The sequence below is a fragment of the Gordonia pseudamarae genome (assembly GCF_025273675.1).
Lineage (GTDB): Bacteria > Actinomycetota > Actinomycetes > Mycobacteriales > Mycobacteriaceae > Gordonia > Gordonia pseudamarae.
On record NZ_CP045809.1, the window covers coordinates 4,152,091 to 4,167,448 of the forward strand.

Genomic DNA, 15,358 nt, shown 5'->3' on the forward strand with positions numbered 1-15,358 from the left:
GTTGGCGACTCTGGTGGGGCCCCTGTACCACCGCCCGGCACCTCCGGACAGGGATCGAACGTCGACCCACCGCCATATCAATTCGGGAGTCGGGAGCCTCTCTCGGGCTTGACAGCGCTCACACCCGATGAGGGCCCGGTGACCCCGACGACCACGCGGACCGCCAGGAGTGGCACGGTGTGAGCACCAGCCACACGGGACGAGAGGAAACAATGGGTCAGACCCGTCTCAGTATCGATTTCGGCACCACCAACACCGCCGCGGCTTTCCTCGACCGGGACGGACAGCTCCACCAGATCCGGCTGTCACATACCGCCGCCCTGATGCCCTCGGCGGTTTTCGCCGACACCGCGGGCGCGACGGGACACGCGACCCGCGCCGCGCTGGTCGTCGGCGGTGCCGCGATCAATCTATCCGCCACGCGTCCCGAAGCCTTCGAACCGAATCCGAAGCGGCGTCTGCGCGAACCGGACATCATGCTGGCCGATGCCCGGTTTCCGACCGTGGAACTTGTTGCTGCCGTATTTCGTTCGGTGTTGTCCTCGGCATCTGCGGTGGCCGGCACAGGGTTTGACGAGGTAATCCTCACCCACCCGGACGGGTGGGCCGGATTCATGCAGTCGCGGCTCCGGGAGGCCGCGCACCGCGCCGGAATACCGCCGCAGCGGCTGCGGCTGATCACCGAGGCGCAAGCGGCCGCACAGTACTACAGCAGCAGAACGGATCTGCCCGCCGTGCCACGGCTGTGCGTGTTCGACTTCGGTGCGGGCACCTGCGATGTGGCGGTCCTCGATCGCACCGACACCGGCTATACGGTGGTAGCCTCGGACGGCCTGGAAGACCTCGGCGGCAACGATATCGACGGCCGCATCTTCGATTGGATACTGCGATACGTCACCAGGCCGGGACATACCACGACGCCGGCAAACCAGCTGCTTCCGCAGTTGCAGAACCCACACGCCCGGCTGACCCTCATCGACCATATCCGCAATGCCAAGGAAACCCTGTCGACGGCCAACCGTGCGGTCATCCCCCTCCCCGACGGAACACCGATCCAGTTGACCCGCAACGAATTCGATGCACTCATCCACTCCGACATCCAACGCGGGGTTGCCCTGACCACGCGGGTACTGGGTGCCGCCCAGCAGCGGGCACCGATTCCGCTGGGGCAGATCTACCTGGTCGGCGGATCCAGCCACATTCCACTCATCCATCGTGAGCTCGCCGCACTCGGCCCCATCGCTACCCTGGGCGACCCGAAAACCGTTGTTGTCGAGGGTGCCCTACGCGAACCATCAACACGCTCAGGGCCACCGCCGGTTATCCCGGTGCACGACCCACTCGACCCGAACCACCTCCACGACCGAAACCAGGAGCGCCACCGGGACCAACAGCACAATCAACACCAGCAGTACAACAGCGACCAGCAGCACGACCACCGGCAACAGCACGATCAATATCAGCAGAACGATCTGCATCAACAGCATGACGACCGAGGTCGGGAGAACATCTCGGCATCCCGTCGCACACCGGTGATCGCGCTCGTCACACTCGTGCTGGTGGCGGTGGCGGCAGTTGTCGCCACCGTCGCGGTCACCACCGACAACAACAGCGGCAGCGACGACCCGCCGCGGGAAATCACCGCTGTCGCCGACCTCACCGGAGTGACCTCACTGTCCACCAGCTACGGCAAGGACGGCACGGTGACGTGCGCTGTCTCCGACACCGTCCCGTACTGCTGGGGCGACAACCACTACGGGCAACTCGGCGATGGCACCACCGTCAACCGCGCCGTACCGACCCCGGTCAAAGGACTGGCATCGGCCGACACCATCACCACCAGCGGCCTCACCACCTGCGCCATAGCCGACGGCACCGCATACTGCTGGGGAGACAACTCCGGCGGCCAGATCGGTGACGGCAGCACAACCAACCGTGTCGAACCGGTACGGATCGACACGCTGCCCGAGGTCACCACCATCTCCACCGGAACCGCGAACTACAGCGACGGCACCCTGGCCAGCGCCACCTGCGCCATCGCCGACAACACCCCGTACTGCTGGGGCAACAACAAGTACGGCGGACTCGGCGACGAATCAACGGTCGATCAGACTGTGCCGCAAACTGTTCCCGGACTGACCGGGGCCAGCGAGATCGTCACCAGTGGCGGTACCTCCTGCGCCATCGCCACCGTACTGTACTGCTGGGGCGCCAACGGCGGCGGCGAAATAGGTGACGGCACCACCGAATCGCGCGCCACACCGGTAAAGGTCGGCGGCTTCGTCAACCCGTCGTCGATCACCACCAGCGGCGGCACCACCTGCGTCATCGACGGCACAACACCGTACTGCTGGGGCAACAACACGAGCGGAGCCCTGGGCAACGGATTGCTGACCGGTCACGCCACCCCGGGACCGATCCCGGGGCTGACCAATGTGACCAGCCTGTACACCAGCGGATTCGCCACCTGCGCGCTCTCCGGCGGCGCCGCGTACTGCTGGGGCGAGAACGGCGACGGCCAGCTCGGCGACGGCACCACCACCGACCGCACCAGCCCCGTCCGCGTCCCCGACATCGCCGATGCCACGTCGATCACCACCCGTGGAACCACCACCTGCGCCATCGTCGACAAATCCGTCCGCTGCTGGGGCAGGCTCTGACGGCGTCGCACGTCCACGACCCTGACATCGCCCGGGAACTTTCCGACACCACCGCCCGTCCTACCTAGCAACAACCCCACACCGGCAGGAGATCACCATGGCGCAATACATCGACACCGACGGCGACGGCACCCCCGACGCCCTGATCCTCGACAACGATGGGGACGGCACCCCCGACGCCGCCGCATTCGACCTCGACGGCGACGGATACTTCGAAACCACCAGCCACGACAGCGACGGCGACGGAACCCTCGACGTCACGGTTGTCGACAGCGACTTCGACGGCATCCCCAACGACATCGGCTACGACACCAACAACGACGGCAAAGTCGACATCATCGGCTCGGACACCGACAACACCGACGGAATCATCGACACCTACCGAATCGACTCCGACTACAACGACGTCGCCGACATCACCGCCGTCGACTCGAATACCGACGGCATCCCCGACGTGGTGGGCATCGACGCCGACGAGGACGGCAAGTTCGAGACAGTGGTATCGGTGTCGATCGACACCGACGGCGACGGAATCGCCGACTCGGCCAGCACCGCATCGGCCGTCCCCGACGGCGACGGCGACGGAATCGCGGACTGCCAGGATGCAGCCCCGGACAATCCGGCGTACTTCTAGAAATCGCCTCCCCGGCCACCTCGCAGTCGGGCGAACATCGATTACCCCCTCCGGTAGTGATGAATTCACGGTACGACGCCGAGGTATCCGCGTCGATTACCTCGGAGGTTATGAGCACTCGATAGACGGCGGGAGCTGAGATGGAAACAACCTCGGAACATCGGACCGGACGTAGTAGCGGCCTCATTCCGACTACAAGATGAGAACCCGCCGCCTCCCCGGACTCCCGGTCGCCGTCGGTGTCGGCGATCACCGCGGATGCGGCAACCTGCGACTCGGCGGAGGTATGCTCGGTGGTGGTTGAATCTGACATAGTGTCTTCCGTTTTCGGAGGTGGATGTCAGGTATCAGCGCGGAGTCGGCGAGAAAGTTCCCGACGCCGGGAAGCGGAACTCAGATATCGGGTGCGAAACTCCTGGTATGTCTGCCACGTTCATACACGACGGTCGGTGCGCAGGGCGTGCTTACTTCTTTAAAAAGCGCACACCCGCTTTGGATCTCGGCCGTCCCCCCAGCGGCTCCACCCGAGAACGGGTGGAGCCACACGTGTGTTGTCACGACGACGCCGACCACCAAGAAATTGGCTGGAACTTTTCCGGCACCGCGCGCATCCTACCTATCAGATGACCGGTGCGAAGGGCATGCTTACTTCAACCAAACTCCACGAGTGCATGTCCGCCGCCGATCTCGGTCATCCCGGCCCGACAACAGCCGGGCACGGGCCACGCGTGTCCCCGTCCCCGGCTGTTGTCGGGCCGGACCCGAAGAGGAGGAAACCGGTGGCCAAGTTCAACAAGCCCACGCCCATGGCGGCATCGGGGATACAAACCTCGACCCACAGCGACACAACAACTTTCGGAGGACAGCGGGGCTACTCGCACGATCCGCGGAGTGAACTGTTCCTGTCCGCGGTGTCGAGCCTGACCGACAACACATTCTACGAGAGCGAAAGCGGCCGGCTCACCCGGCAACGCGTCCTCGTCGGCGACATCGCAGTCGGTGACCCGCGGTGGATGCTGTCTTTCCTGCGCTGGCTTCGCGACGACGCCCGAATCCGGACGGCGTCGCTGATTATCGCCGCCGACGCGGTACACGCACGGCTTGCCGCCGGCGCCGCCGACAACCTCGCGCCGGGTGAGCGTGGCATCAACCGGCAGCTGATCGAGGTGGTGCTGCAACGACCCGACGAGCCCGGCGAGATGCTGGCCTACTGGCATTCCCAGTACGGGCGCACCGTACCCAAACCGGTCAAGCGGGGTGTCGCCGACGCGGTGGTCCGGCTGTACCACCAGCGGAGCCTACTCAAGTACGACGGAACGTCGAAGGGCTTCCGGTTCGGTGATGTCATCGAGCTGACCCATCCGAAGGCGTCGTCGCCGCAGCAGGGCGCACTGTTCCGGTACGCGATCGACCGTCGCCACAACCGCGACACCATCGACATCGGTGACCTGCCGATGATCGTCGAGCGGGAGCGGTTGAAGGCCCAGCCCGCGGAGCTGATCCATCGGCTCGCCGACCAAGGCACCCTGCCCGATATTCTCGCCGCCGCGGGAATGACGTGGGAGGCAGTGCCGTCACTGGTCGACGGTCCGTGGACACCACAGCTGTGGGAGTCGATCATCCCGAGTATGGGAGTGATGGCACTGGCGCGGAACCTGCGCAACTTCGACGCCGCAGGTGTGTCGCCGCAGATGGCGCAACTGGTTTCGGAGAAGCTGTCCGATGCGGCCGGCGTCGAGCGGTCGCGGATTCTGCCGATGCGATTGCTGTCGGCGTACCGGGCCGCACCGAGTGTGCGCTGGCACGCCCCGCTGGAGGCGGCGCTGCAGCATTCGCTGGCCGCGATTCCCCGGCTGGACGGGCACACGCTGATCCTGGTGGACCGTTCGGGGTCAATGTTCTACTCCACCAGCCAGCGCTCGGACCTGACCTTCGCCGACACGGCAGCGGTGTTCGGTACGGCCCTGGCGTTGCGTGCCAAGCGGGCGACGCTGGTGGAGTTCGGCACCCTCTCCAACCAGGTGCACGTGCCGAAGGGCGGTTCGGTACTGCCGATGCTGTCGCGGTTCTCCGACCTGGGCGGCACCGACACCGCGCGTGCGCTCCGCGGGCATCTGCGGCCCGAGCACACCCGGGTGGTGATCCTGACCGACGAGCAATACACCGGCCACGGGGCCGACCCCGGCGCGGTAGTACCCGCGCACGTGCCGCTGCATACGTTCAACCTGGTCGGCTACCGGCAGGCGCACGCCGCCGGGAGCTCCAACCGCTACTGGTACGGCGGCCTGTCCGACGCGAGTTGGCCGCTGATCATGTTGAACGAGAACAGTTCCCGTGGCCGATGGCCATGGGATGCGGTCAAGCCGGCAACGGGCGAGCCGAAGTCGGGTAACCCGAAGCCGGACAAGCCAACGGTGACCGTGTCCGAAACCGTCACCGTGCTGAGTGACAGCGGTGCCCACAATCAGTACGCCGAGCCCGGAATCGGCCCGCAGACAGTAGTGGGCCCGGACACGCTGGTGTGGTCACCGAGCGGGGAAGGTACCCAGCCGATGCAGATACCGATGCCGGTGGACGCGGGTTACCGCCCCCACGACGACGTCCCACCGTCGACCCGAAAATGGTGGCATCTCGGCCGTAACCGGGACTGAGTTCGGTCGTTGCCGATCGAGTCACCTCGGTGTGCGGGTGGTCCCGGACTACGGGACCACCCGCACATTCCCGCACGGAATCCGTTTCCAGAAATCGGGTGCGGTACACATCGTGGGCCTGCTATGGTTGTGGTCGACGGCCGGTGCGCAGGGCGTGCTTACTTCCATTGCCCGGGTGGGGTTGTGGGTTCGATTCCCACCTCCGGACGATGTCCAGAGTAGCTCAATTGGCAGAGCACACTTATAGTTGCGCTCCCGCTCGGATCTCGGCCGTCCCTCTATGGCTTCACCCCATCACGGGTGGAGCCATACGTGTGTCGCCATGACGATGTTGACCGCCAAGAACCGTGGGAACCTTTCCGGTGCCACGCGCATCCTACGGATCAGGTGACCGGCGCGACGGGTATACCCGCTTCAGGCGACTTACTGATCAGCCGCACGTCCACTGGGCACCGGTAACAGAAAACCACGACACCCAGGAGTTGCCGCAATGGTCCCGAATGTCCCCCGGAACGACCCTGTCCAGCCCGACGAACCGGCCGAGTCGGCCTCGCCACTATTCGGTGACGGCTTACTCGATGGTGACAGCTTTTCCGCCGTCATCGAGCACCCCGACCCCGCGCAGTCGTCGACGGACACCCCCGGAGCGCAGATGCGATGAGACCGCCGATTCTCACCGACCCCGACGATTCCGAGCTCCTGCGCCGACTCGTCACCAATCTTCCGCTGATCGCCGCACGCCTCGACGATCCTTCGGCGTGGACGGGAATCCGGGTCAGCGAGGGCGGTACGGACTATTGGCGCGTGCAAGCCCGCTCGGCGCTGGTGACGCCGGGGTCACCACGGCACGTGTATACCGCTGCGGTGCACTATTTTCCGTCCGGATCGCACCGGCAGATGCACCAGCATCGACGGCCTATCGCCGTGATGCCGGTGGGCGAGGATTGCGCCGACGATGACCCGCTCTACGATATGCCGTGGCTCGACGGCCGGATACGTGGCGAGATGACCGTCCGATCGCGCCGGCCGTACGCCATCGAGCGCTGCGATGTGGCGCACGCGGTGCACGGTATCGCGGCGCATATGTCGATCAATATCGCCGACATCACCGACGAACCGGTGCGCCCCACCACCAACACCATCACTCCGACCGATGACGGGTCCACCGCCGCCATCCTGGCCAGGATCAGCGGGATCTGGCAGGTCCGGACCAGGTGAATGTGCTGGTAGTCCCGGATTCCGGGATCATCAGCACACTCAACATCACAATCAGTTGTCTGCGCATGACCGGGAACTTTTCGCCGTCCGGTAGCCTCTCACAGGTTGTCGACACAACAGAACGCCGCGGGAGAACCCGATCGGTCTCGGCGAAGAGGAGTACCTGTGGCCGGTCCACGTCTGAGTATTGATTTCGGCACCACCAACACCGCGGCCGCCTGGGTCGACCCACAGGGACAGATCCACGAGATACGACTGTCACACACATCGACACTGATGCCTTCGGCGGTGTTCGCCGAACGAGGCCCGACCGGCGCCGGTGTGGTCGTGGGATCGGCGGCGATCAACTTGTCGGCCACCGCCCCCGACGCCTTCGAACCCAATCCCAAACGACGACTGCGTGAATCGGACATCATCCTCGGTGGCCACCGGTTCGACACCACCGAACTGGTCGCCGCGGTCCTGCGGTCGGTGATCGGCACCGCCACCACCGTCGCCGGCACACCGTTCAGGCAGGTCACACTCACCCACCCCGACGGCTGGGCCGGTCACCTACAAAACCGGCTCCGCGACGCCGCGATCGCCGCCGGACTCGACCGGCAGCGCATCAGGTTGATCACCGAAGCGCAAGCCGCCGCGCACTACTACAGCGCCCATCGTGATCTGCCCGCCGACAGCCGGATCTGCGTATTCGACTTCGGCGCCGGCACCTGCGATGTGGCGGTCCTGGACCGCACCCCCACCGGCTACACCGTCACCGCATCCGACGGACTGGACGACCTCGGCGGCACAGACATCGACGGCCGCATCTTCGACTGGACCCTGCGACACATCAGCGAACACGCCAACCACCTGATGCCGCAACTGCACAACCCGCACGCCCGGCTCACCCTGATCGACCGTATCCGCGACGCCAAAGAAACCCTGTCCGCCGCGAACAAGGCGATCATCGCGATACCCGGTGCCGGTGCACCGATCCAGTTGACCCGAGGCGAATTCGACACCCTCATCTACCGTGATGTGCAACGCGCCGCCGCCCTGGCCCGCCGCGTCATCGACGCCGCCCAGCACCGGAACCCCGGGCCGGTATCCCGGATCTACCTGGTCGGCGGCTCCAGCCACATCCCACTGGTGCACCGTGAACTGTCCGCGCTGGGTCCCATCGCCACCCTCGGCGACCCCAAAACCGTCGTCGTCCAAGGCGCGCTCCTGGCCCAACCCGCAAGCCCGCCCCCGCCTCCGCCACCTCCTCCGCCGACGGCGGGAGCACGGGTCACGATCCCGGCCGCCATCGCGGGCCGGTCCACCATGACCGTGACCGCCGCACCCAACAGCTACATCACCGCCGGCCAACCCGTCGCCTCCGGCCACACCACACCCGGCCGCCCCGCCTTCACCCTCGACTCCCCCGTCGAAGGAATCGTCCGAAAGATCCACTGGCGACCGGAGAAAGGTGTCACCGCAGGCCGGGGAATCGTCAGCATCGCCCCCATGTCGGTATCCGACGACCAACTCCCGCACCTTCCACGCATCGATGCCATCATCACCGCACGTACACCGGAACCACCACCGGAAACCGGACGCAAGAGTCGACGCGGACTGCTGCTCGGCCTCGGCGCACTCCTCGTCGCAGTCCTTGTGGCAATCACCGCGACGCTGATCATCAACGGTCAAGACGACGAGCCGAACACCGACGCGGCATCGTCCAACAATTCATCCGGAACATCGGATGACTCGACTTCGGGGTCGGATTCGGGCACCTCGCCGGACGACTCCACATCGGGGTGTGTGCTGACCGATGTGGCCGCACCCACCACTGAACAGTGCGCGCTGCTGGAGCGCATTCCCAGCGAGATCCGGGACAACTCATATGTCTCGTGCAAGAGAGCGGAAGAGCCCAGCATGACCATGCTGGTCAGCGGAATCACATGTTGGCCAAGCTCAATGCAATCATCGCCGTATTACGAAGTGCGGGTCTACGATTTCGGTACTGCGGCAACAGCGGCCGCCATCACATTCGGGTTCGTCGAGAAGCCCGGCGCCACCTACCCTGACGTCGGCACCAAGTTCTCCCCGAACAGCTACACCTCGTATTCGATGGCCGGCACCGACGGATACAATATGTTGTGTTCAACCCGTGAAACGAGTCAATATGGTTCGTGTATCTTCTACGATCCGGCCGTCAAACAACCTTCAGAAGTGCACAGATGGTGGATTGAACAACCCTACCTGTGAGTACCGGCAGCATGAATTCGGGAAGTGCGTGGGCGTCCTGACCCGAAAGGTCGTCTCACCAGGTTTCGAGGCTCGCAAGCTCGCGCCTCAACCGTCGTGGTGGACGGCTCGGACCAGGTGCGAGCTTGCGCGCCTAACGGCTAGTACTACAGTCGTAGATCTAGTGCTCCGTCTCAGTTTCAGCTGACTCGTTGTTCGAGTTTGGTTCGTGCGCGAGCAACTTTGGCAAGTATTGACTCGGCGGTGGCGGTCCAAACGTAGGGTTTCGGATTGTCGTTGTGCGAGTTCAGGAATTCCTCGATGCTGGCGATCAAGTCGGGCACGCCGGGAAAGATCCCTCGGCGAATGTTCTTGTCGGTCAACTCCCCGAACCAGCGTTCGACCTGATTGAGCCACGACGACGATGTCGGCGTGAAATGCAGATGAAACCGCTTGTGCCGGTTCAACCATCGCTGCACATTAGGATGCTTGTGGGTGGCATAGTTGTCGAGGATCAGATGCACCGCCAACTCATCGGGCACTTCGCGGTCGATGGTCTTGAGAAAGGTGATGAACTCCTCGTGCCGGTGCCGTGGCAGACACTGACCGATCACCTTTCCGGTCAACACATCCAGCACCGCGAACAACGTGGCGGTGCCGTTGCGTTTGTAGTCATGGGTCATCGTGCCCGCCCGGCCCTCGACCATCGGCAACGACGCCTGCGTACGATCGAGGGCCTGAATCTGGGATTTTTCGTCCATACACAGCACGATGGCCTTCTCCGGCGGATTCAGATACAGCCCAACGACATCGACCAGCTTCTCCTCGAACCGCGGATCATTGGACACCTTGAACGTGTCCACCAGATGCGGCTTGAGTCCCAACTCCGACCAAATCCGTTGCACTGTAGCTGGCCTCACCCCAACATGGTCAGCCATCGTCCGACACGACCAGTGCGTATGCCCCTTCGGCTTGGTTGTCTTGGTCAACCGTACGATCTCGGCCACCGCGTCCTCGCTGATCGACGGCTTACGGCCCCGTCCCTTGCGCACCTGCCCGAACTTGCCCAGTCCTTCCTCGGCGAACCGCGCCCGCCACGCCCGCACCGTGACCGCCGTGACGCCGAGTTCCTCAGCGATCACTCGATTGCCGACCCCATCCGCGGCCATCAACAACACCCGAGCCCGCAACGCCTCCCGATGCGGCGCAGCCTGCGCCCGCGACAACGACTCCAACGTCGCACGCTCAGCCTTCGTCAACCGCAATGGCGCTGCAGGTGGATTCATGGAATCATGAATACCGAACAACGAGTCACTTATTTGCGAAACACACCACTAGCAGACAGTTCTCACGCCTCGGTCGCCTTCTTTCCCACTGCAAGCTCATGGACGTAGTCGTCTCCTGTCTGCAGCTTGAATCCGGATGACTTGCGGACGTTATGCACAACGCCGAGTACGAGGATGAGCGCGAGGTTGGACAGACCGACGGTCGAGGTCTTCAGATCGGAGGTGAGCACCAGTACGCACAACACGGCGATACCAATCCACAAGATCATCTCGACAGCCAGCAGGACGCTGCGTCGTGTCCGAAACGTACCGGCCGACAAGGTCGACGCTTCGAAACCCTTGCCGCAAAAGCGGCAGTATTCGGTCGTCCTCGCCGGTGAGCCGGTCGGCGGTCGGCGCACCACGACATGGGTGGGCATGTACTCGCCGGTGCTCCGATCGGTGAAATGGCGGATCACGACGTCGGGCTCTCTCATCTCTACCTCTTCCCCACCTGACCGGATCATCGGCGCCGCGCACAACACGGACCGACGTCGGCGAGTAGTTGAAATATGCGTTCAATGCGTCAGAGGGCAGACGCACGCGAATGGTTCCCGCCCATCACCCATCCACCACCTGTCGACCTACCCGAATCGCCGATCAGGCGATGCGAAGCCCCGGAATGACTGTGACCCCCGCACCGAAAGCGCGGGGGTCACAGGGGTTTTCAGACCGTCAGTGACTACCGGTAGTCGTTGGAGAAACCGTAGTCGTCCAGCGGAACCGCGGCACCGGACGGGGCACCGAAGGTGCCGTCCGGGCTGTAGTAGGTGTCGTCGTAGGACGGCACCGCGTACGCGGCGGCACGCGCCTCCTCGGTCGGCTGCACCTGGATGTTGCGGTACTTGTTGATACCGGTACCGGCCGGGATCAGCTTACCGATGATCACGTTCTCCTTGAGACCGATCAGCTTGTCGCTGCGGCTGTTGATAGCCGCATCGGTGAGCACGCGGGTGGTCTCCTGGAACGACGCCGCCGACAGCCACGAGTCGGTCGCCAGCGATGCCTTGGTGATACCCATCAGCACCGGACGGCCCGCAGCGGGCTCGCCGCCCTCGGTGACCTGCTTGCGGTTGGCGGCCTCGAACTCGGCGCGCTCGGTGAGCGAACCGGGCAGGAACTCCGTCGAACCCGAATCGATGATGGTGACCCGGCGCAGCATCTGCCGCACGATCGTCTCGATGTGCTTGTCGTGGATCGACACACCCTGGCTCCGGTACACCTCCTGGACCTCGTTGACCAGGTGGATCTGTACCTGGCGCGGGCCCATCACGCGCAGCACCTCGTGCGGGTTGGCCGAGCCCTCCATGAGCTGCTGGCCGACCATCACGTGATCGCCGTCGGACAGCAGACGCTCGGAGCCGTCCTCGTGCTTGAACACGCGCAACCGCTGACGCTTCGAGATCTTGTCGTAGACAACCTCTTCCGAACCGTCGTCCGGGGTGATGGTGATCTTGTAGAAGCGGTCGTCGTCCTCCAGGCGAACCCGGCCCGAGACCTCGGCGATCGGGGCGACGCCCTTGGGTACGCGCGCCTCGAACAGCTCCTGGACACGCGGCAGACCGCCGGTGATGTCGTCACCGACACCACCCTGATGGAAGGTACGCATCGTCAGCTGCGTGCCGGGCTCACCGATCGACTGGGCGGCGATGATACCGACGGCCTCGCCGATGTCGACGAGCTTGCCGGTGGCCATCGACCGTCCGTAGCAATGTGCGCACACACCGGTGCCGGTGCCGCAGGTGAGCACCGAACGCACCTTGACCTCGGTGATACCGGCGGCCAGCAGTGCCTCGATCGCCGGATCGCCCAGATCGTGTCCACGCTCCACGACGACGTTGCCGTCGGCGTCGGTCGCGTCGGCCGCCAGGGTGCGGGCGTACGCGGAGGTCTCCACATGCGCGTCGCGGATGATCGAACCGTCGGGCTGCTTCTCGCCGAGCGCGACGAGAATGCCGCGTTCGGTGCCGCAGTCGGTCTCACGGACGATGACATCCTGCGAGACGTCCACCAGACGACGGGTCAAGTAACCCGAGTCGGCGGTGCGCAGCGCGGTGTCGGCCAGCCCCTTACGGGCACCGTGGGTGTTGATGAAGTACTCCAGCACCGTCAGGCCCTCGCGGAACGACGACTTGATGGGGCGCGGGATGAACTCACCCTTCGGGTTGGTCACCAGACCCTTCATGCCCGACAGGTTACGAACCTGCGTCAGGTTACCGGTGGCACCCGACTTCGGGATCATGATGATCGGGTTGTCCTCGGGGTAGTACTCCTCCATGACCTTGCCGACCTCTTCGGTGGCCTGCTTCCAGATCTCCACCAGCGCATCACGACGCTCGTCCGGAGTCAGCGCGCCACGCTGGAACTTGCGCTCCAGGCCGTCGGCCCGCTCCTCGTAGCGTTCGAGGATCTCCGCCTTCTGCGGCGGCACCAGCACGTCGGCCATCGACACCGTCACACCCGAACGGGTGGCCCAGTAGAAGCCCACGTCCTTGAGCTTGTCGACGGTCTGCGCGACGACGATCATCGGGTAGCGCTCGGCGAGATCGTTGATGATCGCGGCCTGACGCTTCTTCGGCATCTGCTCATCGACGAACGGGTACTCGATCGGCAGCAGTTCGTTGAACAGCACCCGGCCCAGGGTGGTGATGGTGGTCCACGGCTGACCGTAGCGCCAGCCGTCGGGGAACACCTCGTGCTCGACGTCGGCCGGCGGACGCTGATCGGTCAGCCGCACCTTGATCCGCGACTGCACGGTGAGTGCACCGCGGTCGACGGCCATCTGCGCCTCGGCCGGGCTCGAGTAGACACCCTCCTCCGCACCGTCGGTGGTGGCCTCCCGGTACGAACCGACAGCACCGTCCTTGAGGGTGGTGAGGTAGAACAGGCCGGTCACCATGTCCAGACGCGGCATGGCCAGCGGACGGCCCGAGGCGGGCGAGAGGATGTTGTTCGACGACAGCATCAGGATGCGGGCCTCGGCCTGCGCCTCCGCGCTCAGCGGCAGGTGCACGGCCATCTGGTCACCGTCGAAGTCGGCGTTGAACGCCTCACACACCAGCGGATGCAGCTGGATGGCCTTGCCCTCGACGAGCTGCGGCTCGAACGCCTGAATACCGAGGCGGTGCAGCGTGGGCGCACGGTTGAGCAGCACCGGATGCTCGTTGATGACCTCTTCGAGGACATCCCACACGGCGGGACGCTGACGCTCCACCATCCGCTTGGCCGACTTGATGTTCTGCGCCTGGTTCAGGTCCACCAGACGCTTCATCACGAACGGCTTGAACAGCTCCAGCGCCATCAGCTTGGGCAGACCGCACTGGTGCAGCTTGAGCTGCGGGCCGACGACGATGACCGAACGGCCCGAGTAGTCGACGCGCTTACCGAGCAGGTTCTGGCGGAACCGGCCCTGCTTGCCCTTGAGCAGATCGCTCAGCGACTTGAGCGGGCGGTTGCCCGGACCGGTCACCGGACGGCCGCGACGGCCGTTGTCGAACAGCGCGTCCACCGACTCCTGCAGCATCCGCTTCTCGTTGTTGACGATGATCTCGGGCGCGCCCAGATCGATCAGTCGCTTGAGGCGGTTGTTGCGGTTGATGACCCGGCGGTACAGATCGTTCAGGTCGGAGGTGGCGAAACGGCCACCGTCGAGCTGCACCATCGGACGCAGCTCCGGCGGGATCACCGGCACCGCGTCGAGCACCATGCCCAGCGGCGAGTTACCCGACTGCTGGAAGGCGGCAACGACCTTGAGGCGCTTGAGCGCGCGCAGCTTCTTCTGGCCCTTGCCGCTGCGGATGGTCTCGCGCAGCAACTCCGCCTCGGCGTCGATGTCGAAGATCTCCAGGAGCTTCTTGATCGCCTCGGCACCCATCGCGCCGGTGAAGTACTCACCGAAACGCTCGTCGAGCTGCCGGTACAGCTTCTCGTCGATGATGAGTTCGCCGGTGCTCAGCTTGGTGAACTTGTCCCAGATCTCCACCAGCTCGTCGATCTGGCGCTGGACCGAATCGCGCAGACGACGCATCTCGCGCTCGGCGCCGTCCTTGACCTTGCGGCGCACATCGGCCTTGGCGCCCTCGGCCTCAAGTTCGGCCAGATCCTGCTCCAGCTTCTGCTGGCGCTCGTTCAGGTCGACGTCGCGCTGATCGGCCAGGGCCTTCTTCTCGACCTCGATCTCGGCCTCACGGGTCGAGAGCTCCGCATGACGCAGCTCGTCGTCGACGGAGGTGATCACGTAGGCGGCGAAGTAGATGATCTTTTCCAGATCCTTCGGCGCCAGGTCGAGCAGGTAGCCCAGCCGGCTCGGCACACCCTTGAAGTACCAGATGTGGGTGACCGGTGCGGCCAGCTCGATGTGGCCCATCCGCTCACGGCGCACCTTGGCCTTGGTGACCTCGACGCCGCACCGCTCGCAGATGATGCCCTTGAACCGGACGCGCTTGTACTTACCGCAGTAGCACTCCCAGTCGCGCGTCGGTCCGAAGATCTTCTCGCAGAACAGACCGTCCTTCTCCGGCTTGAGCGTGCGGTAGTTGATCGTTTCCGGCTTCTTGACCTCACCGTACGACCAGTTGTGGATGTCGTCGGCCGTGGCCAGGCCGATCTTCAGTTCGTCGAAAAAGTTGACGTCGAGCACTAGTTGCCTTTCAGTAG

Annotated in this window: 8 protein-coding genes; 5 read left to right on the forward strand and 3 right to left on the reverse strand. The window is 64.5% G+C overall.

The genetic code is table 11. The features are described 5' to 3' along the window. Positions 1–212: 212 nt before the first annotated feature. From GII31_RS18050 to GII31_RS18070, 5 genes are all read left to right on the forward strand, one after another. Positions 213–2,660 carry an Hsp70 family protein gene (locus GII31_RS18050; protein ID WP_213244745.1) on the forward strand — a complete coding sequence of 816 codons (2,448 nt, stop codon included), beginning with the start codon at positions 213–215 and terminating at the stop codon, positions 2,658–2,660. A gap of 97 nt (positions 2,661–2,757) precedes the next feature. Next, positions 2,758–3,294, forward strand: a complete 537-nt coding sequence (locus tag GII31_RS18055) for a hypothetical protein (RefSeq protein ID WP_213244746.1) — start codon at positions 2,758–2,760, stop codon at positions 3,292–3,294. A 779-nt stretch (positions 3,295–4,073) separates the two neighbouring features. Then, positions 4,074–5,945: a TROVE domain-containing protein gene (locus GII31_RS18060; protein WP_260840087.1), complete on the forward strand. Its 1,872-nt coding sequence runs from the start codon at positions 4,074–4,076 to the stop codon at positions 5,943–5,945. Between the two features lie 657 nt (positions 5,946–6,602). Further along, positions 6,603–7,163 (forward strand): hypothetical protein, encoded by a 561-nt coding sequence (locus GII31_RS18065; protein WP_213244748.1) that lies wholly within the window; start codon positions 6,603–6,605, stop codon positions 7,161–7,163. Between the two features lie 165 nt (positions 7,164–7,328). Beyond that, positions 7,329–9,398: an Hsp70 family protein gene (locus GII31_RS18070; RefSeq protein WP_213244749.1), complete on the forward strand. Its 2,070-nt coding sequence runs from the start codon at positions 7,329–7,331 to the stop codon at positions 9,396–9,398. 179 nt (positions 9,399–9,577) lie between these two features. Here GII31_RS18070 and GII31_RS18075 read toward each other — a convergent pair whose 3' ends face one another. The 3 genes from GII31_RS18075 to GII31_RS18085 all read right to left on the reverse strand — a co-directional run bounded on the left by GII31_RS18075 (position 9,578) and on the right by GII31_RS18085 (position 15,341). Further along, positions 9,578–10,663 carry an IS630 family transposase gene (locus tag GII31_RS18075; RefSeq protein ID WP_213244750.1) on the reverse strand — a complete coding sequence of 362 codons (1,086 nt, stop codon included), beginning with the start codon at positions 10,661–10,663 and terminating at the stop codon, positions 9,578–9,580. A gap of 62 nt (positions 10,664–10,725) precedes the next feature. Beyond that, complete coding sequence (locus GII31_RS18080; protein ID WP_213244751.1) at positions 10,726–11,139, reverse strand: hypothetical protein; 414 nt, start codon at positions 11,137–11,139, stop codon at positions 10,726–10,728. Positions 11,140–11,384: 245 nt separating this feature from the next. Next, positions 11,385–15,341, reverse strand: a complete 3,957-nt coding sequence (locus GII31_RS18085) for a DNA-directed RNA polymerase subunit beta' (RefSeq protein WP_213244752.1) — start codon at positions 15,339–15,341, stop codon at positions 11,385–11,387. Positions 15,342–15,358 lie beyond the last annotated feature (17 nt).